Origin of the sequence: Streptomyces sp. CG4 (assembly GCF_041080655.1) — a bacterium.
Lineage (GTDB): Bacteria > Actinomycetota > Actinomycetes > Streptomycetales > Streptomycetaceae > Streptomyces.
The window spans coordinates 7,881,399-7,904,828 of record NZ_CP163525.1 but is presented as its reverse complement, the minus strand read 5'-3'; the positions used below and the strand labels follow the sequence as shown (position 1 = coordinate 7,904,828).

Sequence of the window (23,430 nt, the reverse complement as noted above, 5' to 3'; positions counted from 1 at the left end):
GACAGAGTCAGCGTCCGGAAACCGGACGGGGCCCTGAAGGTCACCGCTCGCTCAGTTCGCTCAGTTCGCTCAGTCTTCGTATGCGTCCATCGGCGGGCAGGAGCACACCAGGTTGCGGTCGCCGAAGGCCTGGTCGATACGGCGCACCGGCGGCCAGTACTTGTCGGCGACCGAGACACCGGCCGGGAAGACGGCCTCCTCGCGGCTGTAGGCGTGCGCCCACTCGCCGCCGAGCGCGGCCGCGGTGTGCGGGGCGTTCCGCAGCGGGTTGTCCTCCGCCGGCCAGGCGCCGGAGCCGACCTTCTCGATCTCCGTGCGAATGGCGATCATCGCATCGCAGAAACGGTCCAGCTCGGTGATGTCCTCCGACTCGGTCGGCTCGATCATCAGCGTGCCGGCCACCGGGAAGGACATGGTCGGCGCGTGGAAGCCGTAGTCGATCAGGCGCTTGGCCACGTCGTCCACGCTCACGCCGGTCGCCTTGGTCAGCGGGCGCAGGTCGATGATGCACTCGTGCGCGACCAGGTTGCCGGGACCGGTGTAGAGCACCGGGTAGTGCGGCTCCAGGCGCTTGGCGATGTAGTTCGCCGAGAGCACGGCCACCTGCGTGGCGCGCTTGAGGCCCTCACCGCCCATCAGCCGGACGTACGCCCAGGAGATCGGCAGAATGCCCGCGGAGCCCCAAGGCGCGGCCGAGATCGGTCCGACGCCGGTCTCCGGGCCCGCGGCGGGCTGCATCGGGTGGTTCGGCAGGTACGGCGCCAGGTGCGCGCGCACGCCGACCGGGCCGACGCCCGGACCGCCGCCGCCGTGCGGAATGCAGAACGTCTTGTGCAGGTTCAGGTGCGAGACGTCACCGCCGAAGTGACCCGGCTTGGCGAGACCGACCAGGGCGTTGAGGTTGGCGCCGTCGACGTACACCTGGCCGCCCGCCTCGTGGACCTGGGCGCAGATGTCGGCGACGTGCTCCTCGAAGACGCCGTGCGTCGACGGGTAGGTGATCATCAGCACCGCCAGCTCGTCGCGGTACTGCTCGATCTTGGCACGGAGGTCCTCGACGTCGATCTCGCCGTCCTCGGCGGTCTTGACGACGACGACCTTCATGCCGGCCATCACGGCGCTGGCCGCGTTGGTGCCGTGCGCGGAGGACGGGATGAGGCACACGGTGCGCTGCTCGTCGCCGTTCGCCCGGTGGTAGCCGCGTACGGCCAGCAGACCGGCCAGCTCGCCCTGGGAGCCGGCGTTCGGCTGCAGGGAGACCTTGTCGTAGCCGGTGACCTCGGCGAGACGTTCCTCCAGCTCACGGATGAGCGTGAGGTAGCCCTGCGCCTGCTCGGCCGGGGCGAAGGGGTGCAGCTGGCCGAACTCGGGCCAGGTGACCGGCTCCATCTCCGTGGTCGCGTTGAGCTTCATCGTGCAGGAGCCCAGCGGGATCATGCCGCGGTCGAGCGCGTAGTCGCGGTCGGCCAGCTTGCGCAGGTAGCGCAGCATCGCGGTCTCGGAGCGGTGCTGCTGGAAGACCGGGTGGGTGAGGTAGACGTCGGTGCGCAGCAGCGCCTCGGGGAGGGTGTCCTCGGCACTCGCGTCCAGCGCCCCGATGTCGCCTTTGACGCCGAAGGCGGACCAGACGGTGGCCAGCTGGGCCCGCGTGGTGGTCTCGTCGCAGGCCAGGGAGACGTGGTCGGCGTCGACCAGGTGGAGGTTGACCCCGTTCTGCCGTGCGGCGGCGACCACCTCGGCGGCCTTTCCGGGGACGCGCGCGGTAACGGTGTCGAAGAAGGAGCCGTGGACGATCTCGACGCCGCCGGCCTTGAGCCCCTCGGCGAGGATGGTGGCGTACCGATGGGTCCGCCGGGCGATGGTCTTGAGCCCCTCCGCCCCGTGGTAGACGGCGTACATTCCGGCCATCACGGCGAGCAGCACCTGCGCGGTGCAGATGTTGCTGGTCGCCTTCTCCCGGCGGATGTGCTGCTCACGGGTCTGCAGTGCGAGCCGGTAGGCCTTGTGCCCGTCGGCGTCGACGGAGACGCCCACGAGCCGGCCCGGCAGGCTGCGCGCGAACTTCTCCTGTACGGCCATGTAGCCGGCGTGCGGACCGCCGAAGCCCATCGGCACACCGAAGCGCTGGGTGGTGCCGACGGCGATGTCCGCGCCCAGCTCGCCCGGCGAGGTCAGCAGGGTCAGCGCGAGCAGGTCGGCGGCGACGGTGACCAGGGCGCCCAGCTCATGCGCCTGGTCGATGACCGGCTTGATGTCCCGTACGGCACCGGAGGCGCCCGGGTACTGGATCAGCACGCCGTTGATCTCGCGCGCGGCGATGTCGGCCGGGATGCCCTCGCTGAGGTCGGCGACGACGACCTCGACACCGGTCGGCTCGGCGCGGGTCTGGATCACGGCGACGGTCTGCGGCAAGGCGTCCGCGTCGACCAGGAAGAGGCCCTTCTTGTTCTTGCCCATGCGCCGGGACAGCGCCATCGCCTCGGCGGCGGCCGTTCCCTCGTCGAGCAGGGAGGCGCCGGAGGTGGGCAGACCGGTGAGGTCGGCGACCACGGTCTGGAAGTTCAGCAGGGCCTCGAGCCGCCCCTGGGAGATCTCCGGCTGGTACGGCGTGTAGGCCGTGTACCAGGCCGGGTTCTCCATGACGTTGCGCAGGATGACGGGCGGCGTGAACGTCCCGTAGTACCCGAGCCCTATCATCGAGCCGAGGACCTGGTTGCGCTCGGCGAGCGAGCGCAACTCGGCGAGCACCTCGGCCTCGGTACGGGCGCCCGGCAGGTCGAGGGCGTCGGCGTTCTTGATCACATCCGGGACCGCCGCGGCGGTCAGCTCGTCCAGCGAGCCGTAACCGACCTGCGCGAGCATCTTGGCCCGCGCCTCCTGGTCGGGCCCGATGTGACGCTGCTCGAAGGGGATGCCCGCTTCGAGCTCCGAGAGCGGAATGCGATGGGCGGTCATTGCGGAGGCCTCCTGGTCTGACGCGACCTTCGAGGGGCACCACGGCGCGGGTACCCCGACGGCCTCCCCCTCTGTCATCTCAACCTGAGAGCTTCACCGGGCACCCGAAAGGGTCCCGGCTTTCACCGTCGGTGAGGGCGGGAGCCGTCGACACCCGCCCTGCTTTCCAGAGTGACCTCGTCCGTGCGGTACGTGAGCCTGAGAGATTCCGGGGAGGAGTTGCTCCTTCGGCGCCTCCGAGGTGGTCGGAGGACTCTCCCGCACGGGGTCAGCAGCCGCTGTCAGCCTACCAGCGGGGTCAACGCCCGAGCCCTCGAGTGGCCGCCTCCTTGAATGTGCTCTTTTGTAGTGCTTACGAATGAGTTGCGAACCAGTGGAGGGAGAAGGACCGTGCAGACCGACATCGATCCTCGCAACCTGATCGGCCGCAAGGCGTTCGACCGCACTGGCACCAAGATCGGCACCATCGACGAGATCTATCTCGACGACGCGACCGGCGTACCCGAGTGGGCGGCCATACGCACCGGCCTGTTCAGCCGGGACGCGTTCGTCCCCCTGGAGCCGAGCGAACTGCTCAAGGACGGCACCCTCCACGTCCCCTTCGACCGCGCCCTGATCAAGGACGCCCCCGACTTCGGCGTGGGCCGCCACCTCTCCCCCGAACAGGAACTCCAGCTCTACCACCACTACGGCCTGGATGCGGCGCCACCCCCTTCCCTCCAAGACCACGACTTCGGCAAATTGGCAGGCTCGGAGGAGACGTGAGCTTGGTGCGGGCTTTTGGCCCGGGGCTTGAGCTTCGTCCGGGGCTCGGGCTTCGTCCGGGGCTCGGGCTTCCGCTGAGGCCAGCACTTCGCCCGACGCCCGAGCCGCGACCAGGGCCCCAGCTCCGTCCAAAGCCCGCATTTCATCCGACACCCGAGCCTCGGCCGGGGGCTCAAGCTTCGTCCGAGGCCTGCACTTCGTCCAAGACCCCAGCTTCTGCTGAGGCATGCACTTCGACCGGGGCCCGAGCTCCCTCCGCGGCTCGCACTTCGACCGACGCCCCAGCTTCCGCTGAGGCCGGCACATCGACCGGGGACTGGGCCGCGACCGGGGCCCTGGCTTTGCCCGAGGCCCGAGCATGTGCCAGGACCCGAGGCTCGACCGAGGCCTGTGCTTCGAGCGGGGCCGGCACCTCGTCCGAGGTCTGCTCCTGGTTCTCACGGTCCCCCCGCTCACCTCCGCCCCCACTCCCACCCCCGCCCTCTCCCGGGGTCCGGGGCGGAGCCCCGTGTCGGTCGCTGTTGGACTGACCGAGACGGGTGGGCGGGTGGGCAAGGTCCGCCACCAACGGCAACGGATCAGCCGACTCCAGCGCAGGATCACCCACAAAAAACGTCCGCACCCGCCCCGGAGGGGACTGCGGAGTCTCGAACCGCACCGTCACCCGCCCCAGCCCACTCCCCTGCACCCACCCATGCCCGTACTCGGTATGCCGCACATCCTGCCCGGCCCGCCAGTGCCGCTCGACCGGCTCCGCCCGCTCCTCGACGGCCTCAACGGCGCCCTTCTCCGGCTCCTCCGCCGGAGGCAACGGCACCGCCTGCGCGAACAGATCCTCCTGCGTGTAGTCCGCGAGCCCGGAGACCCCCACACCCAGCAGCCGTACCCCACCCGTGGTGTCCACGGAATCCAGCAGCCGTGCGGCCGCCTCCCGTACCACCGCCGGATCGTCCGTGGGCCCTCTGAGCGTCTCGGACCGGGTCAGGGTCGAGAAGTCGTACCGACGCACCTTCAGCACGATCGTCCGCCCCGACAGCCCCGCCCCGCGCAACCGCCCCACACACCGGTCGGCGAGGCGCTGCACCTCCAGCCCGATCCGCAGCCGGTCATGGATGTCCACGTCATAGGTGTCCTCGACCGACACCGACTTCGCCTCGCGCTCGGCCACCACGGGCCGCTCGTCGTGGGCCAGCGCCATGGCGTACAGCCCGTGCCCGTGCGCCTTGCCGAGCAGCCGTACCAGCTCGTCCTCGCCCGCCTCGGCCAGCTCCTCGACCGTGGTGATCCCGGCTCTGCGCAGATGGTCCCCGGTGGCCGGCCCGACCCCGGGCAGGGTCCGCACCGGCATCGGCCCCAGCAGCGCCCGCTCGGAGCCCGGCTCGATGATTCGCAGACCGTCCGGCTTGGCCTGCTCGGAGGCGATCTTGGCGAGCATCTTGGAGGCGGCGAGCCCCACCGAGCCGGTGAGCCCGGTGACCGCCCGGATGTCCGCGCGCAGCTTGATCCCGGCCAGTCGCGCCGACTCCTCGTCCCAGGCCGTCCCGCCGACCTCCAGGTCCACGAAGGCCTCGTCCAGGCTGAGCGGCTCCACCAGCGGCGACAGCTCCCGCAGCATCGCCATCACCTGCTCGCTGATCGCCCGGTACAGGGTGAAGCGCGGCACCAGATACGCAGCATTCGGTGCCAGCCGGCGCGCCTGGGCCATGGGCATCGCCGAGTGGACCCCGAAGGTCCGTGCCTCGTACGACGCGGTGGCCACCACCCCGCGCGGTCCGAGGCCGCCCACCACGACCGCCTTCCCGCGCAGGCTCGGCTTGGATGCCTGCTCCACCGAGGCGTAGAAGGCATCCATGTCGAGATGCAGGATCGTGGGCGCGTTTCTCACATCTCCGATGCTGCACCACGGCACTGACAATGCCCCGACCGTGCCGGCCTCCGTGTCACACGGCCGTAGCGATGTCGGACCACGGTACGGACCGCAGTACGGCTGTCGGACGGCCGTACCCCGGCGTCAGACCGCCCGGTTGCGGCGCCGCGCCAGCTCGTCCGCGGGATTGTGCCCGACGAGGGTCTCACCGGTGTCGATGCGCTCGCCGTGCAGCTGGGAGAGCGCGCTTTCCACGTCCCGCCACACCACGCCGACGGCGATCCCGAAGATGCCCTGACCGCCCTGGAGCAGGGCGTGCACCTCGTCCGGCGAGGTGCACTCATAGACCGTCGCACCATCGCTCATCAGCGTCATCCGCTCCAGGTCACGGAAACCGCGTTCCCGAAGGTGCTGCACGGCCGAGCGGATGTTCTGGAGCGACACGCCCGTGTCCAGGAACCGCTTGACGATCTTCAGGACGACGACGTCCCGGAAGCTGTACAGACGCTGCGTGCCCGACCCGTACGCGGGCCGTACGCTCGGCTCGACGAGGCCGGTACGGGCCCAGTAGTCGAGCTGTCGATAGGTGATGCCGGCGGCCGCGCAGGCCGTGGGCCCGCGATAGCCGATCTGTTCCGACGCCATGGACGCCGCCCCTCCGCCGTTCGGCACCATCGTCGGCCGTTGCGGAGCGTGATCCACCGCGCTGCTGTGAACCGGGTACGGACCGCTCTCCCCGAAACCGCGCACGGGAGCACCCCCAGCCGTACCGTCGCCGCTGGTTCTCACGCCGACCTCCGTCCTTGACCTGCCTTCACGACGGTAGGCAGTCACCAGGGGTGCGTCAACGATCGCCACACTCGGCACGCCGAGTGATAATCACCCTAGGAGTGGTTTCCCGTGTCCCACCGCGGGGAAAGGCTAGCCGAATGCTCTCGCGGGAGACCGCAGGACGCCCTCAATGGCCGCTGGCAATTGCCTGGGCGCGAGGCGTCGACGGGCACCGGCGCACGCGCTCACTGGCTGCTCGTGCCGAAGTCCTCGGGCGAGATCTGGTCGAGGAACTCGCGGAACTTCTCCACCTCGTCCTCCTGCTCGTCCGGAATGGCGATGCCGGCGTCGTCCAGCACCGTGTCACTGCCGTAGATCGGCGTTCCGGTGCGCAGGGCCAGCGCTATGGCATCGGAGGGACGGGCACTGACCTCGACGCCGCTGGCGAAAACCAGCTCCGCGTAGAAGACGCCTTCGCGCAGATCCGTGATGCGTACCTCGGTCAGCTCCTGGCCGACGGCCTCCAGCACGTCCTTGAACAGGTCGTGGGTCAGCGGCCTGGCCGGGGCCATGCCCTGCTGGGCGAACGCGATCGCCGTCGCCTCCCCCGGCCCGATCCAGATGGGGAGGTAACGGTCGCCTCCCACTTCGCGCAGGAGCACGATCGGTTGGTTGGAGGGCATTTCGACCCGGACACCTACGACATCGAGCTCGTTCACACAGCAACCCTAGGCCGTGCCCGGGATGTTTGGGTAGTCGGGCCGGGAACAGGTGCCCGATCCGGCCGCCGGCCGGCCCTGGCGTTCACGGCAGCCGTACCCCGAGGGCGGTCTGGACCAGTGCAGCGTGCAGCTTCACCGTGAGCACCGCCAGTTCCTTCGCACGGGCCTCGGCATGGGCCCTGGTCTGCGGGTTGCGGTGGCGCTTCAGCGGGGCCACCACCTGGTCCACCAGTCCCGCCTCGCGGTCGGCGGCCGCCTTCATCACCCGGAGGTGGCGTGGCTCGATACCGAACCGGCCCAATTCGGCCACCAGTGAGGCCACGGTCACCGCCTCGGCGTCGTACACCCCGTCCTCCAGGGGCGCGATCAGCCCGTACGACTCCCACTCCTTCAGCTCGCCCTCGCCGATGTCCGCGGCCGCCAGCAGCTCGGCGCGGCCCACCCGGGCCACCGTAGGCGCCCGCAGCGACTCCGAAGCGTCCTCCCCGGTGCGCTGACGCCCCACGACGGGCAGCTGGACGGCCTCGCCCTTCTCCATGGCGTCCAGATGCTCGCGGATCACCTTGAGCGGCAGATAGTGGTCCCGTTGCATCCTCAGCACATGAGCCAGCCGCTCGACATCCCCGGCGCTGAACTTGCGGTACCCCGAAGGGGTCCGCTGCGGCTCGATGAGCCCCTCGGACTCCAGGAAACGGATCTTGGAGATGGTGACTTCGGGGAATTCGTCGCGCAGCACGTTCAGCACCGTGCCGATGCTCATCAGCCCACTGGCCCTGGCGGCGGTACCGCTTCCGGCACCGCCGCTCGGTGTTTGAAGCATGGACCTTCCCTGGGGTCCCCCCGGACACCGGTCCGGGGGCGGGTCAGATGCCCTGCCGGCTCGCGTAGAACACCAGCCGGTACTTGCCGATCTGCACCTCGTCGCCGTTCGACAGAGCGACCTGGTCGATCCGCTCGCGGTTGACGTATGTGCCGTTCAGACTGCCCACGTCGGCCACGGTGAACGAGCCGTCCGGGGAACGCCGGAACTCTACGTGCCGACGCGAGACCGTGACGTCGTCCAGGAAGATGTCGCTCTGCGGATGACGACCGGCCGTGGTCAGATCGCTGTCCAGCAGGAAGCGGCTGCCCGAGTTCGGTCCCCGGCGCACCACCAGCAGCGCCGAGCCGATCGGCAGGGCGTCCACCGCGGCCTGCGCCTCCGGCGACAGCATCGGCACCTGCGTCTGCCCGGTCACCTCGGAGTCGTAGGCCTCGAGACCCGAGATGGAGATCGTGGACGTCGTCTCCGCGGCGCGCTCCGGCACCGCTCCCGGGCGCAGCGGCGCACCGCAGTTGGAGCAGAAACGGGCGTTCTCCGCGTTGCGGTTACCGCACCTCGTACACACCAGGACCGACATGGACGGATCCTCCTGCTGCGGTTGCCCCGCGGGGGCGTTGGACGCGTACGGACCGGAGGCGTACCCTCCGCCCGCACCTGAGGTTGACGGCTGCCCGAAACCTATGCCGCCAGACTGGGCAGGGTCAACCGACGCCCCGCCCTGACCTCCGGAAATGTCACCGCCCGGACCAGCGACCTGGTCCCGGAACAGTGGGCGCTGACCCTCCGCGTCAGGCTGCGCGCGGTGGCGAGCGGTCGCGTTGTCGCTGCCCTCTCGCACGCTCTTGCCGAACAACTTCGCAAACAACTTCACGGGCGATTCCCCTTGACCGAAACAGACCCGCCCGTGGGGCAGGACGAACCCTGATTGCCTACACCGGCCGAGCCGGACATTCTCACAACGTCCGTAACCACCAGACAGTTTCCATCACGCACCACCCCTTCGGTGCGCCGACCCCCCGCAACCTCATGCCCCTGCCCGACGTCCCCCATGCACCGCCGGTTCACTGGGAGGACGACCGAGCGTAGTCAGGCCGCTTCACCTGCCGCAAGGCGTCCACGACGACCTTGTCCGACTGCTGGACCGACACCGTGGCCTGCTCCTTCTCCAGCGTCTGCACCACGCCTCCCGGGATGTTCAACGCGGGCTCCAGGTCCTGCGGCTTGCCGATGACCTGGAAACGATAGGGGGCGTTGATCTTGTTCCCGTCGACGGCGACACTCTTGCCGGAATCCGTGAAGTAGGTACCCGCGACCACCCGGACCCCGTTGACCTGGATCGCCTCCGCACCGGCCGCGCGCAGCTCCTGGATCGCGTCGAGCAGCATGTCCGCCTTGACCGTCCCCTTCAAGTCCTCGATGGTCATCGTGATGCCGGGGCCCTGCGCCGCCACGGTGCCCGCCAGAATGCCGAGTTGCTTCTCCTTCTCGGCCGTCTGCTTGCGAGCCTCCGCGGCCTGGTCGGAGCTGCTCTGCAGTTCCTGGCGCTGCTTTTCGAGTCCCTGCTTCTCGTCCTCAAGACGCTGAGTACGCGAATCCAGTTCATCGAGGATGCGAACAAGATCTTCCTGACGTGCGCCGCGCAGCGCGCTGTCGCTGTTGCTGTTCGACGCCACCTGCACCGCGAGCCCGAAGCCGAGGCCGAACAGCAGCAGGGCGACGATGAGTTGGGCCCGGGTGACCCGCGGCGGCCACAGCCCCTTGACCAGCCGCTGCCGCCCGGTCAGCGGTGCCTCCGGCTTCTCCTCGGACGCCGGCTCCGGTGCCCGCGCGGGCACCTCCTCGGGCAGTTCCTTGCGCAGCCTGTTCTCCGGCCGCTCGTTCTCCTCGCTCATCAGCGTCACGCCCGGAACACGTGGCGCCGGATCGCCGCGGCGTTGGAGAAGATCCGGATGCCCAGGACCACCACGACACCCGTGGACAGCTGCGCGCCCACGCCCAACTTGTCGCCCAGGAAGACGATCAGCGCGGCGACGACCACATTGGACAGGAACGACACCACGAAGACCTTGTCGTCGAAAATGCCGTCGAGCATGGCCCGCAGACCGCCGAACACGGCGTCCAGCGCCGCTACCACGGCGATCGGCAGGTAAGGCTCGACGACCGCCGGAACCTCGGGCCGGACCAAGAGGCCGGCCACGACTCCCACGACGAGGCCCAGTACGGCGATCACGATGTGCCCTTCTCAGTTTTCTCAGTGGTCGGCTGTGCTGTACGTACGATCACACTGGGTGCGGCGGGCAACCGCACGTCACCCTCCGTGGAGATGGTGGCGCGGATGCCGAAGTTCTGCTCCAGGGCATGCAGGTACAGCCCGTCGGCCCCGTTCTGGAACCTGGTGCTCATCCGGTCCCCATCTCCCACCGCCAGCACGGTGTACGGCGGCACCAGCGGCCTGTTGTCGGCCAGTATCGCGTCCCCCGCGGCCCTGATCGCGGACAGGGCGGTCAGGCGCTGGCCGTTGATGGAGACGGCCTCGGCGCCGGACTCCCACAACCCGTTGATCACGCGCTGCATGTCCCGGTCACGCACCCGGCCGGTGTCGGAGAACCCCGAGGTCTCCCGGGGATTGGTGCCGTCGCCGCCGGTGCTGGCCTCTTTGGCGTCGTTCACGACGAGCTTGACGCCTGGTCCGTGGACCGCGGTGGCGCCCGACAGCACGCCCACCAGGTCCACCTGCACGCTGCCGCCGCTCGACTTCAGCGCCGCCCGCTGACGTGCGCTGACATCGTCACGCAGCTTGTCGACCGTGCCCTCGAGCTTGTCCGCGGACGCGGTCTCGCTGTCGACGCGGTCGATCAGCTCCTGGCGCTCCTTGGCGACCACGGGTGCCGCCGCCTGCGTCTGTGCCGCCCCTACGGTCACCACCAGCGCCGCGAGGACGAGGCCGGCCGCGAGGCCCAGCTTCGCCCGGAGGGTCTTGGGCAGCCCGCCCTCGCCCTGGGACTTCTTCCGGGCGGCGGCCTCGGCGTAGCCGTCGTCGAGGCTGTGGTCCATGACGTTGGTGATCAACGACATGGAGGCGTCCGGGCGGTGCGCCCGGGTGGCGCTGCTCCGAACGGGGGGTTGCTGCGGCATGCCGCACATCGTCGCATGTCACGAGCGGTTCCTCCGAATGGCCCCACCGGCGTGCCGGACAGGCCCCCTTGGGGACACTTGTCCGGCACGCGCGTGTGCGTGGGTTTTGCCGTCCGGCGGCGTGTACCGCCCTACCGTCCGGCGCTGTCCACGACGGCCGACCACTCGTCGAGCAGAGCCTGCGCCGAGGTGTCGTCCGGTCCCTCGGCCCACAGGTGGGTGACGGCCTCGGCCGGGTCGGGCAGCACCATCACCCAGCGCCCGTCGGTCTCCACGACCCGCACCCCGTCCGTCGTGTCGACAAAGCGATCCCCGGCGGCCTCGACCACCCGCCGCATGACCAGTCCCTTGACCGCCCACGGCGTGGCCAGGTCCCGCTTGAGGACGTGCGCCCGCGGGATCCGCGCGTCGATCTGGCTGAGCGTGAGCTGCGTGCGCGCCACCAGCCCGATCAGCCGTACGAAGGCCGCCGTACCGTCGTAGACGCTGCTGAACTCGGGGACGATGAACCCGCCCTTTCCGTCACCGCCGAAGATGGTGCCCTCCTCGCCGCCCACGCGTGTGAGGTCGTCGGGCGAGGTGGTCGTCCACTCGACCTGGGTGCCGTGGTAGGCGGCAACCTGTTCGGCGATCCGAGTGGTGGTCACCGGCAGCGCCACCCGCCCGCTCCGCCGCTCGGCTGCCACCAGGTCCAGCATGACCAGCAGAGCACGGTCGTCCTCGATGATCCGGCCCTTCTCGTCGACGAGCGACAGCCGCTCGCCCACAGGGTCGAACCGGACACCGAACGCGGCGCCCGAGGAGGCCACTATCTCGCCCAACCGGACCAGACCGTTGCGCCGCACCTCGACCGTCTCGGTGGGCCGGGACTCGTCCAGACCCGGGTTGATGGTCAGCGAGTCCACCCCGAGCTTGCCGAGCAGGCTGGGCAACACCAGCCCCGCACTGCCGTTGGAGGCGTCGACGACGACCTTCAGACCAGAGTCGGCGATCCCGGTCGTGTCGACATTCCGCAGCAGCGAGCCGGTGTACGAGTCGAACACACTGGCCGGGAAGTACAGATCCCCGATCTCACCCGGGAACGCCCGCCGGTACTCCTGCCGCGCGAACACCCGGTCCAGCTTGCGCTGACTGCCCTGCGACAGGTCGGCGCCGTTGCCGTCGAAGAACATGATGTCGACCGAGTCCGGCACCCCCGGCGAAGTCCGGATCATGATGCCCCCGGCACTGCCGCGCGCGGTCTGCTGCCGGGCCACGGGCAGCGGTACGTTCTCCAGATCGCGTACGTCGATGGCGCTGGCCTGCAGCGCCGAGATGACCGCCCGCTTGAGCGCACGGGCGCCTCGGGAGTGATCGCGGGCCGTAGTGACCGTGGAGCCCTTCTTGAGGGTCGTCGCGTAGGCGCCGGCCAGCCGCACGGCCAGTTCCGGCGTGATCTCCACGTTCAGGATGCCGGACACCCCACGGGCGCCGAACAGATGGGCCTGCCCTCTGGACTCCCAGATGACGGAGGTGTTGACGAAGGCGCCGGCCTCGATGGTCTTGAAGGGATACACCCGGACATTGCCCTGGACGATCGATTCCTCGCCGATCAGGCACTCGTCACCGATGACCGCACCGTCCTCGATCCGCGCGGCCCGCATGATGTCGGTGTTCTTGCCGACGACACAGCCGCGCAGATTGCTGTGCTGCCCGACGTACACGTTGTCGTGCACGACGGCCTTGTGCAGAAAAGCACCGCTCTTGACGACGACATTGGAGCCGACGACGGTGTGTTCGCGAATCTCGGCGCCGGCCTCGACCTTCGCGTAGTCGCCGATGTACAGCGGCCCCCGCAGTACGGCATCGGGATGCACCTCAGCGCCTTCCGCAACCCACACGCCCGGGGAGATCTCGAAGCCGTCGATGTCGACGTTGACCTTGCCCTCGAGTACGTCGGCCTGGGCTTTCACATAGCTCTCATGGGTGCCGACGTCCTCCCAGTAGCCCTCGGCGACATAGCCGTAGATCGGCTTGCCTTCCTTCATCAACTGCGGGAAGACATCACCGGACCAGTCGACCGGAACATCGGGTTCGACATAGCTGAATACCTCGGGCTCCATGACATAGATGCCCGTGTTGACCGTGTCGGAGAAGACCTGCCCCCAGGTCGGCTTCTCCAGGAATCGCTCGACCTTGCCTTCCTCGTCGACGATCGTGATGCCGAACTCCAGCGGATTGGGCACCCGGGTCAGACAGACCGTGACCAGCGCACCCTTCTCCTTGTGGAAATTGATCAGCTCCGTGAGGTCGAAGTCGGTCAGGGCATCACCGGAGATCACGAGGAAGGCATCGTCCTTCAACGCCTCTTCGGCGTTCTTGACGCTTCCGGCGGTACCGAGTGGCTTCTCCTCATTGGCATACGTGAGCTCCATTCCGAGCTCTTCGCCGTCACCGAAGTAGTTCTTGACGAGCGATGCCAGGAACTGGACGGTGACCACGGTCTCGCTGAGCCCATGCCTTTTGAGCAGCCGGAGCACGTGCTCCATGATCGGGCGGTTGGCCACGGGCAGGAGCGGCTTGGGCATGCTAGAGGTCATGGGGCGCAGGCGCGTGCCTTCGCCCCCGGCCATCACGACGGCCTTCATGTCGGAAGCGTCCTCCTCCAAGAGACGACGGTCTAGCCGACTTCACCCGTCCAGATTGTCCCGCACTTTTCCACCGCGGGCCATCGTGGCGTACGTCCGGACAATCGCCGAGCTCAATCGGCCATGGCGTCCGCACGGACCAAACGGCGGACCTGTACCACGTAGAGCACTCCTGCCCACCAGTAGAGCGTTGTACCCCACCCGGCGAACGCCCATCCGAAAACAGCGGCGACTGACGCGATCCAACCGCTTCCATCGCTGAGGAGCAGCAACGGGAAGGCGTACATCAGGTTGAAGGTGGCCGCCTTGCCGAGGAAGTTCACCTGCGGCGGCGGATACCCGTGCCGGCGGAGGATGCCCACCATCACCAGGAGCATCAGCTCTCGCGCGAGGAGCAGGCCGGTCAGCCAGATCGGGAGGATCTCACGCCAGGTGAGACCGACCAGCGTGGAAAGTACGTACAGCCGGTCGGCGGCGGGGTCGAGAAGCCGGCCGAGACTGCTGATCTGGTTCCAGCGCCTGGCGAGCTTGCCGTCGAGATAGTCACTGATCCCGCTGAAGGCCAGCACGAGGAGGGCCCAGCCGTCGCTCTTGGGGCCCCCGAACTCGGGCCTGAGGATCAACCACAGGAAGAGGGGGACGCCGACGAGCCGTGCCATGCTGAGGATGTTGGGGATGGTGAGGACCCGGTCCGTCTGGACACGCGTCTCCTGGACCTCCACCCGGGAGCCTCCTGTGCAAAACGAGCCAACGATGCCCCCTGACCTTACCTCAACGTAAAAAAGCTCCGGCCCCTGGGCAGTGCCCAAGAGCCGGAGCTGTAAAAGGAGTTCGGCGGTGTCCTACTCTCCCACAGGGTCCCCCCTGCAGTACCATCGGCGCTGTGAGGCTTAGCTTCCGGGTTCGGAATGTAACCGGGCGTTTCCCTCACGCTATGACCACCGAAACACTATGAAACTGTGAACGCCACACCACGCTGTGACAACGTGGGGCTGTTCGTGGTTTCAGAACCAACACAGTGGACGCGAGCAACTGAGGACAAGCCCTCGGCCTATTAGTACCGGTCACCTCCACCAGTTACCTGGCTTCCAGATCCGGCCTATCAACCCAGTCGTCTACTGGGAGCCTTACCCCATCAAGTGGGTGGGAGTCCTCATCTCGAAGCAGGCTTCCCGCTTAGATGCTTTCAGCGGTTATCCCTCCCGAACGTAGCCAACCAGCCATGCCCTTGGCAGAACAACTGGCACACCAGAGGTTCGTCCGTCCCGGTCCTCTCGTACTAGGGACAGCCCTTCTCAAGACTCCTACGCGCACAGCGGATAGGGACCGAACTGTCTCACGACGTTCTAAACCCAGCTCGCGTACCGCTTTAATGGGCGAACAGCCCAACCCTTGGGACCGACTCCAGCCCCAGGATGCGACGAGCCGACATCGAGGTGCCAAACCATCCCGTCGATATGGACTCTTGGGGAAGATCAGCCTGTTATCCCCGGGGTACCTTTTATCCGTTGAGCGACGGCGCTTCCACAAGCCACCGCCGGATCACTAGTCCCGACTTTCGTCCCTGCTCGACCCGTCGGTCTCACAGTCAAGCTCCCTTGTGCACTTACACTCAACACCTGATTGCCAACCAGGCTGAGGGAACCTTTGGGCGCCTCCGTTACCCTTTAGGAGGCAACCGCCCCAGTTAAACTACCCATCAGACACTGTCCCTGATCCGGATCACGGACCCAGGTTAGACATCCAGCACGACCAGACTGGTATTTCAACGACGACTCCACACACACTGGCGTGCATGCTTCACAGTCTCCCAGCTATCCTACACAAGCCGAACCGAACACCAATATCAAACTGTAGTAAAGGTCCCGGGGTCTTTCCGTCCTGCTGCGCGAAACGAGCATCTTTACTCGTAGTGCAATTTCACCGGGCCTATGGTTGAGACAGTCGAGAAGTCGTTACGCCATTCGTGCAGGTCGGAACTTACCCGACAAGGAATTTCGCTACCTTAGGATGGTTATAGTTACCACCGCCGTTTACTGGCGCTTAAGTTCTCAGCTTCGCCCACCCGAAAGTGAGCTAACCGGTCCCCTTAACGTTCCAGCACCGGGCAGGCGTCAGTCCGTATACATCGCCTTACGGCTTCGCACGGACCTGTGTTTTTAGTAAACAGTCGCTTCTCGCTGGTCTCTGCGGCCACCCCCAGCTCACCGAGTAAATCGGATCACCAGGCGTGGCCCCCCTTCTCCCGAAGTTACGGGGGCATTTTGCCGAGTTCCTTAACCATAGTTCACCCGAACGCCTCGGTATTCTCTACCTGACCACCTGAGTCGGTTTAGGGTACGGGCCGCCATGAAACTCGCTAGAGGCTTTTCTCGACAGCATAGGATCATCCACTTCACCACAATCGGCTCGGCATCAGGTCTCAGACTTAATGGCGTGCGGATTTACCTACACACCGTCCTACACCCTTACCCCGGGACAACCACCGCCCGGGATGGACTACCTTCCTGCGTCACCCCATCACTCACCTACTACCAGATTGGTCCGGCGGCTCCACCACTTTCCATTCCCCGAAGGGTCCGGAACGGCTTCACGGCCTCAGCATCACTGGATTCGATGTTTGACGCTTCACAGCGGGTACCGGAATATCAACCGGTTATCCATCGACTACGCCTGTCGGCCTCGCCTTAGGTCCCGACTTACCCTGGGCAGATCAGCTTGACCCAGGAACCCTTAGTCAATCGGCGCACACGTTTCTCACGTGTGTATCGCTACTCATGCCTGCATTCTCACTCGTCAACCGTCCACGACTACCTTCCAGTGCCGCTTCACCCGGCAGACGACGCTCCCCTACCCATCCATACACCCGTTGGGGCTTACATATGAATGACACGACTTCGGCGGTACGCTTGAGCCCCGCTACATTGTCGGCGCGGAATCACTAGACCAGTGAGCTATTACGCACTCTTTCAAGGGTGGCTGCTTCTAAGCCAACCTCCTGGTTGTCTCTGCGACTCCACATCCTTTCCCACTTAGCGTACGCTTAGGGGCCTTAGTCGATGCTCTGGGCTGTTTCCCTCTCGACCATGGAGCTTATCCCCCACAGTCTCACTGCCGCGCTCTCACTTACCGGCATTCGGAGTTTGGCTAAGGTCAGTAACCCGGTAGGGCCCATCGCCTATCCAGTGCTCTACCTCCGGCAAGAAACACACGACGCTGCACCTAAATGCATTTCGGGGAGAACCAGCTATCACGGAGTTTGATTGGCCTTTCACCCCTAACCACAGGTCATCCCCCAGGTTTTCAACCCTGGTGGGTTCGGTCCTCCACGAAGTCTTACCTCCGCTTCAACCTGCCCATGGCTAGATCACTCCGCTTCGGGTCTTGAGCGTGCTACTAAAATCGCCCTGTTCGGACTCGCTTTCGCTACGGCTTCCCCACCCGGGTTAACCTCGCAACACACCGCAAACTCGCAGGCTCATTCTTCAAAAGGCACGCAGTCACGAGAACGTGCAAGCACGTTCCGACGCTCCCACGGCTTGTAGGCACACGGTTTCAGGTACTATTTCACTCCCCTCCCGGGGTACTTTTCACCATTCCCTCACGGTACTATCCGCTATCGGTCACCAGGGAATATTTAGGCTTAGCGGGTGGTCCCGCCAGATTCACACGGGATTTCTCGGGCCCCGTGCTACTTGGGTGTCTCTCAAACGAGCCGCTGACATTTCGACTACGGGGGTCTTACCCTCTACGCCGGACCTTTCGCATGTCCTTCGTCTACATCAACGGTTTCTCACTCGTCCCACGGCCGGCAGACCGCAGAAGAGAGATCCCACAACCCCGTATACGCAACCCCTGCCGGGTCTCACACGCATACGGTTTGGCCTCATCCGGTTTCGCTCGCCACTACTCCCGGAATCACGGTTGTTTTCTCTTCCTGAGGGTACTGAGATGTTTCACTTCCCCTCGTTCCCTCCACACTGCCTATGTGTTCAGCAGTGGGTGACAGCCCATGACGACTGCCGGGTTTCCCCATTCGGAAACCCCCGGATCAAAGCCTGGTTGACGACTCCCCGGGGACTATCGCGGCCTCCCACGTCCTTCATCGGTTCCTGGTGCCAAGGCATCCACCGTGCGCCCTTAAAAACTTGGCCACAGATGCTCGCGTCCACTGTGCAGTTCTCAAACAACGACCAGCCACCCATCACCCCGAACCAGAAGGCTCGAGTGCACTGGGGCCGGCGGACTGAGGAAAGTTCGTTCCCTCAGACACCCAACAGCGTGCCCGACACGACCAGCCGACCAGATCAGCGTTCCACACCCCGAAGAGCAGTACTAGCGCCTGGTCCATCCTGGACCGTGCCGAATAATCAACGTTCCACCCATGAGCTGACCACCGCCAGACATTTGCTGGCGTAGTGGCTCTGACTGCCTTGCGGCAGCTAGATGCTCCTTAGAAAGGAGGTGATCCAGCCGCACCTTCCGGTACGGCTACCTTGTTACGACTTCGTCCCAATCGCTAGTCCCACCTTCGACAGCTCCCTCCCACAAGGGGTTGGGCCACCGGCTTCGGGTGTTACCAACTTTCGTGACGTGACGGGCGGTGTGTACAAGGCCCGGGAACGTATTCACCGCAGCAATGCTGATCTGCGATTACTAGCGACTCCGACTTCATGGGGTCGAGTTGCAGACCCCAATCCGAACTGAGACCGGCTTTTTGAGATTCGCTCCACCTCACGGTATCGCAGCTCATTGTACCGGCCATTGTAGCACGTGTGCAGCCCAAGACATAAGGGGCATGATGACTTGACGTCGTCCCCACCTTCCTCCGAGTTGACCCCGGCGGTCTCCTGTGAGTCCCCATCACCCCGAAGGGCATGCTGGCAACACAGAACAAGGGTTGCGCTCGTTGCGGGACTTAACCCAACATCTCACGACACGAGCTGACGACAGCCATGCACCACCTGTACACCGACCACAAGGGGGACCCTGTCTCCAGGGTTTTCCGGTGTATGTCAAGCCTTGGTAAGGTTCTTCGCGTTGCGTCGAATTAAGCCACATGCTCCGCCGCTTGTGCGGGCCCCCGTCAATTCCTTTGAGTTTTAGCCTTGCGGCCGTACTCCCCAGGCGGGGAACTTAATGCGTTAGCTGCGGCACCGACGACGTGGAATGTCGCCAACACCTAGTTCCCACCGTTTACGGCGTGGACTACCAGGGTATCTAATCCTGTTCGCTCCCCACGCTTTCGCTCCTCAGCGTCAGTAATGGCCCAGAGATCCGCCTTCGCCACCGGTGTTCCTCCTGATATCTGCGCATTTCACCGCTACACCAGGAATTCCGATCTCCCCTACCACACTCTAGCTAGCCCGTATCGACTGCAGACCCGAGGTTAAGCCTCGGGCTTTCACAATCGACGTGACAAGCCGCCTACGAGCTCTTTACGCCCAATAATTCCGGACAACGCTTGCGCCCTACGTATTACCGCGGCTGCTGGCACGTAGTTAGCCGGCGCTTCTTCTGCAGGTACCGTCACTTGCGCTTCTTCCCTGCTGAAAGAGGTTTACAACCCGAAGGCCGTCATCCCTCACGCGGCGTCGCTGCATCAGGCTTGCGCCCATTGTGCAATATTCCCCACTGCTGCCTCCCGTAGGAGTCTGGGCCGTGTCTCAGTCCCAGTGTGGCCGGTCGCCCTCTCAGGCCGGCTACCCGTCGTCGCCTTGGTGAGCCATTACCTCACCAACAAGCTGATAGGCCGCGGGCTCATCCTTCACCGCCGGAGCTTTCCAGCCTCCACGATGCCGTGGAGGCTCGTATCCGGTATTAGACCCCGTTTCCAGGGCTTGTCCCAGAGTGAAGGGCAGATTGCCCACGTGTTACTCACCCGTTCGCCACTAATCCACCCCGAAGGGCTTCATCGTTCGACTTGCATGTGTTAAGCACGCCGCCAGCGTTCGTCCTGAGCCAGGATCAAACTCTCCGTGAATGTTTTCCCGTGATCGGGATGAACACCACGAGAGCGGAACAGCCGGATGGAATGACCCGACCGTTCACAGCGTCCTCGCTGTGTTTTTCAAAGGAACCTCGACCATCGGAATGTTTCCGACGGACGGGGTATCAACATATCTGGCGTTGATTTTTGGCACGCTGTTGAGTTCTCAAGGAACGGTCGCTTCCTTTGTACTCACCCTCTCGGGCTTTCCTCCGGGCGCTTCCCTTCGGTGTTTCAAACTCTATCAGGGTTTTTCCGCCTCTCTGACCACCCTCCTGCGAGCATGCAGAAGCGGATCCAGAGATAGGATCTGACGAGTTTGGGTTCTGCTGAGCGAGAGCGCTTTCGCGTCCCTCCGCCCCAAGCAGGAGTACGACTCTACACGGAGCCTTGAAGGCCGTGCAAATCCACGAGGCTGGTGGTCTAGACCACTAACTGGTAGCTTCTAAACGGAACCGCCACTTCATATGACATACGCTGCTGCTCAGTGTGCCGTCCGGGACAGGCAGTGACGGCCCGTAGAGCAGCTCCACTCCTTGGGAGGCTTCCCATGACCACCGTGACGTCCCCGCTTGCCGGGCGTGCCATCGGACTGGCCGAAGTGCCGGATCCGGTCTTCTCCGGGGCCATGGTCGGCCCGGGCACCGCGATCGACCCCGTGCGTGAGGCCTCCGAGGCCGTGGCGCCCGTTGACGGCGTCATCGTCTCCCTGCACCCGCACGCCTTCGTCGTGGTGGACGAGAGCGGGCACGGCGTGCTCACCCATCTCGGCATCGACACCGTGCAGCTCAACGGCGAGGGCTTCGAGCTGCTCGTCAACAAGGGCGACACCGTGACGCGCGGTCAGGCCGTCGTGCGCTGGAACCCCGCCGCCGTGGAGGCTGCCGGCAAGTCCCCGGTCTGCCCCGTCGTCGCTCTCGAAGCCACGGCCGAGTCCCTCTCCGACCTCCGTGCCAGCGGAGACGTGAGGGCCGGCGACAGCCTCTTCGCCTGGAACTGACAGCAGTGCCGTCGGCAGACGGCGATCAGGACAACCACCGCGGCGGCGGGACCCGCCGCACTATCGGAGACGGGTGAGATGGAGACAACGCTGCGAGGCGTGGGCGTGAGCCATGGCGTGGCCATCGGCGAGGTACGGCACATGGGCACGGCGGTGCTGGAGCCGCCGGCCAAGCAGATCCCCGCGGAAGACGCCGAGCGGGAGCAGGGGCGTGCCCGCCAGGCCGTGGACGCCGTGGCCGCCGATCTGATGGCGCGCGGCAATCTGGCCGGCGGCGAGGCCCAGGCCGTGCTCGAGGCACAGGCCATGATGGCCCAGGACCCCGAGCTGATGGCGGACGTGGACCGGCGGATCGCCGTCGGCAGCACGGCCGAGCGCGCGGTGTACGACGCGTTCGCGGCGTACCGGGAGCTGCTGGCCGGTGCCGGTGAGTACCTGGCCGGCCGGGTGGCCGACCTCGATGACGTACGGAATCGCATCGTCGCCCGGCTGCTGGGCGTTCCGATGCCGGGTGTTCCGGACAGTGACGAGCCGTATGTGCTCGTGGCGCGGGACCTGGCTCCTGCCGACACGGCGCTGCTGGATCCCTCCCTGGTGCTCGGTTTCGTGACAGAGGAGGGCGGGCCGACCAGTCACAGCGCGATCCTGGCGCGCGCGCTGGGTGTGCCGGCGGTCGTGGCGCTGCCGGGCGCCGGTGAGCTGGCCGAGGGCACGGTCATCGCCGTGGACGGCAGCACCGGCGACATCTTCGTGAACCCGAGCGCGGCGAAGAGGGCGGAGCTGCAGGCCGCGGCCGCCGAGCGCAAGGCCGCGCTGGCCGCCTCGACCGGGCCGGGTGCGACCGCGGACGGGCACAAGGTGCCGCTGCTGGCCAACGTGGGCGGGCCGGCGGACGTACCGGCCGCGGTGGAGGCCGGGGCCGAGGGTGTCGGTCTGTTCCGTACCGAGTTCCTGTTCCTGGACGACAGCAAGAACGCTCCTTCCGAAGAGAAGCAGGTACAGGCCTACCGGCAGGTGCTGGAGGCGTTCCCCGAGGGCCGTGTGGTCGTGCGGGTGTTGGATGCGGGGGCGGACAAGCCGCTGGACTTCCTGACTCCGGCCGACGAGCCGAACCCGGCGCTGGGCGTGCGCGGTCTGCGGACGCTGCTGGACCATCCCGAGGTCCTGCGTACGCAGCTGACCGCGCTGGCGAAGGCCGCCGAAGGGCTGCCCGTCTACCTCGAGGTCATGGCGCCCATGGTGGCGGACCGCAGGGACGCGAAGGCGTTCGCCGACGCCTGCCGTGAGGCGGGGCTGCAGGCGAAGTTCGGCGCGATGGTGGAGATCCCGTCGGCCGCACTGCGGGCGCGTTCGGTCCTGCAGGAGGTCGAGTTCCTGTCGCTGGGGACCAATGACCTCGCGCAGTACACGTTCGCGGCCGACCGGCAGGTGGGTGCGGTGTCCCGGCTTCAGGACCCGTGGCAGCCCGCGCTGCTGGACCTGGTGGCGCTGTCGGCGGAGGCGGCCAAGGCCGAGGGCAAGAGCTGTGGCGTGTGCGGTGAGGCCGCGTCCGATCCGCTGCTGGCCTGTGTGCTGACCGGTCTGGGTGTCACCTCCCTGTCCATGGGTTCGGCGTCCATTCCGTATGTCCGGGCGACGCTGGCGAAGTACACGCTGGCGCAGTGCGAGCGGGCCGCGGCGGCCGCGCGGGCTGCGGAGAGCGCCGAGGAGGCGCGCAGCGCCGCTCAGGCGGTGTTGTCCGGCGAGTAGCCGGCCGGCGCGTCCGGTGTGTCGGGTTCAGGGGCGTCCCGCCTTCGGGTGGGGCGCCCCTGGCGCGTTCGGCGTGGTGTCGGCTCGCTGTCGGCGCGTTCGCCCTTGGGGCGCATGGTCCGTTCAGTGGCGGTGGTCCGGGGCTGTGCTCTCCTCTCCGAGGTCGGGGGGTGTGCAGTAGTCGACGCCGGATTCCGGGGAGATGAGGTCGCCGGATTCGACGTCGGTGCAGTAGGCGTCGAACACCTCGGAGGCGGTGAGGGGTTCGAGGGTGCCGGCGCGCAGTCGCCAGCCGTAGATGCGGTCGGTCGTGTCCGGGGCGCTGGCGCGCAGGACGAGTCCGCCGGGGCTGCGGGTCGCGAGGCCGAGGGCGAGGACGCTGGTGAATTCCAGGGCTTCGGCCTCGTCGAGGCGGGTGTCGCCGTGGCTGTCCTGGTCGCCGTGCAGGACGGAGACGAGGGTGTCCGGTGGTCCGGAGACGCTGCACACGAGGTGCCGGTCGCCCGGCGGTGCGGTGTCGAGGATGCGGACGACGAGGTCGGAGGCGCGGGTGAAGCCGGCCCTGCCGATGTCCTCGCCGCAGGTGGGGCAGGGGCCGAGGCGGGAGAGCAGAGTGGTGGCGTACTCCCAGGTGGCCTGGCGTACGGCTTCGTCCACGAGAGCCGGTACCAGAGTGGCGAGGGGGCTGCCGTCGTAGGGGATGGTGGGGCCCGTGGCCGCGAGTTCCGCGGTGAAGCGGGTCCGGCTGGCCGGGGCTTCCGGGTCGAGGCCGGCTTCCGCGCAGTACTCGGCGTAGTCCTCGGGGTCGAACAGGGCGAGGGTGGTGTGGGTGCCCTGGGCGGCTCGGGTCTTGAGGACGGACTCGACCTGCTGGAGGTAGGTCGCGTGGTCGTCGAAGGTGAAGCTGCGGTAGCGCCGCATGGCGCGGAAGTCGTGTTCGTCGGTGAGCAGGCCGATGGTGCCGGCGATCTCGCGGCGCAGGACGCGTCGCAGGGTCTGGTGGTCGGTGTGCGCCATGTTTCCCCCA

The 23,430-nt window shown here is 66.6% G+C and carries 15 protein-coding genes, 3 rRNA genes and 1 riboswitch; of the genes, 3 read left to right on the top strand and 15 right to left on the bottom strand.

Going from position 1 to position 23,430, the window contains the following annotated elements; genetic code table 11:
* Nucleotides 1-69 precede the first annotated feature (69 nt).
* Nucleotides 70-2,955, bottom strand: coding sequence for an aminomethyl-transferring glycine dehydrogenase (gene gcvP / locus AB5L52_RS36125; RefSeq protein ID WP_351580457.1), 2,886 nt, complete (start codon nt 2,953-2,955; stop codon nt 70-72).
* A gap of 176 nt (nt 2,956-3,131) precedes the next feature.
* Nucleotides 3,132-3,226, bottom strand: a riboswitch (glycine riboswitch).
* 119 nt (nt 3,227-3,345) lie between these two features.
* On the opposite strand from gcvP, the gene AB5L52_RS36120 reads away from it, so the two are divergent.
* The gene (locus AB5L52_RS36120; RefSeq protein WP_351019529.1) at nt 3,346-3,720 is read left to right on the top strand and encodes a PRC-barrel domain-containing protein; all 375 of its coding nucleotides are present in this window, start codon (nt 3,346-3,348) and stop codon (nt 3,718-3,720) included.
* Between the two features lie 172 nt (nt 3,721-3,892).
* Here AB5L52_RS36120 and AB5L52_RS36115 read toward each other — a convergent pair whose 3' ends face one another.
* From AB5L52_RS36115 to AB5L52_RS36055, 13 genes are all read right to left on the bottom strand, one after another.
* Nucleotides 3,893-5,605, bottom strand: coding sequence for a DNA polymerase IV (locus AB5L52_RS36115; protein WP_369367704.1), 1,713 nt, complete (start codon nt 5,603-5,605; stop codon nt 3,893-3,895).
* Between the two features lie 126 nt (nt 5,606-5,731).
* Nucleotides 5,732-6,376 carry a MerR family transcriptional regulator gene (locus AB5L52_RS36110; RefSeq protein ID WP_351019523.1) on the bottom strand — a complete coding sequence of 215 codons (645 nt, stop codon included), beginning with the start codon at nt 6,374-6,376 and terminating at the stop codon, nt 5,732-5,734.
* 227 nt (nt 6,377-6,603) lie between these two features.
* Nucleotides 6,604-7,077, bottom strand: coding sequence for a bifunctional nuclease family protein (locus AB5L52_RS36105; RefSeq protein WP_026253112.1), 474 nt, complete (start codon nt 7,075-7,077; stop codon nt 6,604-6,606).
* Between the two features lie 85 nt (nt 7,078-7,162).
* The gene (locus AB5L52_RS36100; protein WP_351019520.1) at nt 7,163-7,900 is read right to left on the bottom strand and encodes a MerR family transcriptional regulator; all 738 of its coding nucleotides are present in this window, start codon (nt 7,898-7,900) and stop codon (nt 7,163-7,165) included.
* Between the two features lie 43 nt (nt 7,901-7,943).
* Entirely contained in the window at nt 7,944-8,774 is an 831-nt protein-coding gene (locus tag AB5L52_RS36095) for an FHA domain-containing protein (RefSeq protein WP_369367703.1), read from the bottom strand.
* A gap of 190 nt (nt 8,775-8,964) precedes the next feature.
* A complete protein-coding gene (locus AB5L52_RS36090) occupies nt 8,965-9,795 on the bottom strand; it encodes a DUF881 domain-containing protein (RefSeq protein WP_351580449.1) in 831 nt (276 codons plus the stop codon).
* Between the two features lie 5 nt (nt 9,796-9,800).
* On the bottom strand, nt 9,801-10,133 hold the full coding sequence (locus AB5L52_RS36085) for a small basic family protein (RefSeq protein ID WP_003988855.1): 333 nt from the start codon (nt 10,131-10,133) through the stop codon (nt 9,801-9,803).
* Nucleotides 10,130-11,047, bottom strand: coding sequence for a DUF881 domain-containing protein (locus tag AB5L52_RS36080; RefSeq protein WP_351580446.1), 918 nt, complete (start codon nt 11,045-11,047; stop codon nt 10,130-10,132). Before AB5L52_RS36080 ends, AB5L52_RS36085 begins: the two co-directional genes overlap by 4 nt.
* Nucleotides 11,048-11,169: 122 nt before the next feature.
* Entirely contained in the window at nt 11,170-13,665 is a 2,496-nt protein-coding gene (locus tag AB5L52_RS36075; RefSeq protein WP_351019509.1) for a mannose-1-phosphate guanyltransferase, read from the bottom strand.
* A gap of 113 nt (nt 13,666-13,778) precedes the next feature.
* Nucleotides 13,779-14,387 (bottom strand): CDP-alcohol phosphatidyltransferase family protein, encoded by a 609-nt coding sequence (locus AB5L52_RS36070; RefSeq protein WP_351580443.1) that lies wholly within the window; start codon nt 14,385-14,387, stop codon nt 13,779-13,781.
* A 107-nt stretch (nt 14,388-14,494) separates the two neighbouring features.
* A 5S ribosomal RNA gene (gene rrf / locus AB5L52_RS36065) occupies nt 14,495-14,611 on the bottom strand.
* 88 nt (nt 14,612-14,699) lie between these two features.
* Nucleotides 14,700-17,819: ribosomal RNA gene (locus AB5L52_RS36060) — 23S ribosomal RNA — on the bottom strand.
* Nucleotides 17,820-18,122: 303 nt separating this feature from the next.
* Nucleotides 18,123-19,648: ribosomal RNA gene (locus AB5L52_RS36055) — 16S ribosomal RNA — on the bottom strand.
* Together the 16S, 23S and 5S rRNA genes form the textbook arrangement of a ribosomal RNA operon.
* 556 nt (nt 19,649-20,204) lie before the next feature.
* Here AB5L52_RS36055 and AB5L52_RS36050 point away from each other — a divergent pair.
* Both AB5L52_RS36050 and ptsP read left to right on the top strand, forming a co-directional pair.
* Nucleotides 20,205-20,654 carry a PTS glucose transporter subunit IIA gene (locus tag AB5L52_RS36050; RefSeq protein WP_369367702.1) on the top strand — a complete coding sequence of 150 codons (450 nt, stop codon included), beginning with the start codon at nt 20,205-20,207 and terminating at the stop codon, nt 20,652-20,654.
* A 78-nt stretch (nt 20,655-20,732) separates the two neighbouring features.
* On the top strand, nt 20,733-22,403 hold the full coding sequence (gene ptsP / locus AB5L52_RS36045) for a phosphoenolpyruvate--protein phosphotransferase (protein ID WP_351028197.1): 1,671 nt from the start codon (nt 20,733-20,735) through the stop codon (nt 22,401-22,403).
* 123 nt (nt 22,404-22,526) lie between these two features.
* On the opposite strand, the gene AB5L52_RS36040 is transcribed toward ptsP, so the two are convergent.
* The gene (locus AB5L52_RS36040; RefSeq protein ID WP_369367701.1) at nt 22,527-23,420 is read right to left on the bottom strand and encodes a hypothetical protein; all 894 of its coding nucleotides are present in this window, start codon (nt 23,418-23,420) and stop codon (nt 22,527-22,529) included.
* Nucleotides 23,421-23,430 lie beyond the last annotated feature (10 nt).

Bases quoted from the DNA above. Each gene is read 5' to 3' on its own strand.
- AB5L52_RS36040 (WP_369367701.1), bottom strand. From the start codon at position 23,420: ATGGCGCACACCGACCACCAGACCCTGCGACGCGTCCTGCGCCGCGAG.
- ptsP (WP_351028197.1), top strand. From the start codon at position 20,733: ATGGAGACAACGCTGCGAGGCGTGGGCGTGAGCCATGGCGTGGCCATC.
- AB5L52_RS36075 (WP_351019509.1), bottom strand. From the start codon at position 13,665: ATGAAGGCCGTCGTGATGGCCGGGGGCGAAGGCACGCGCCTGCGCCCC.
- AB5L52_RS36100 (WP_351019520.1), bottom strand. From the start codon at position 7,900: ATGCTTCAAACACCGAGCGGCGGTGCCGGAAGCGGTACCGCCGCCAGG.
- AB5L52_RS36050 (WP_369367702.1), top strand. From the start codon at position 20,205: ATGACCACCGTGACGTCCCCGCTTGCCGGGCGTGCCATCGGACTGGCC.
- AB5L52_RS36080 (WP_351580446.1), bottom strand. From the start codon at position 11,047: ATGTGCGGCATGCCGCAGCAACCCCCCGTTCGGAGCAGCGCCACCCGG.
- AB5L52_RS36090 (WP_351580449.1), bottom strand. From the start codon at position 9,795: ATGAGCGAGGAGAACGAGCGGCCGGAGAACAGGCTGCGCAAGGAACTG.
- gcvP (WP_351580457.1), bottom strand. From the start codon at position 2,955: ATGACCGCCCATCGCATTCCGCTCTCGGAGCTCGAAGCGGGCATCCCC.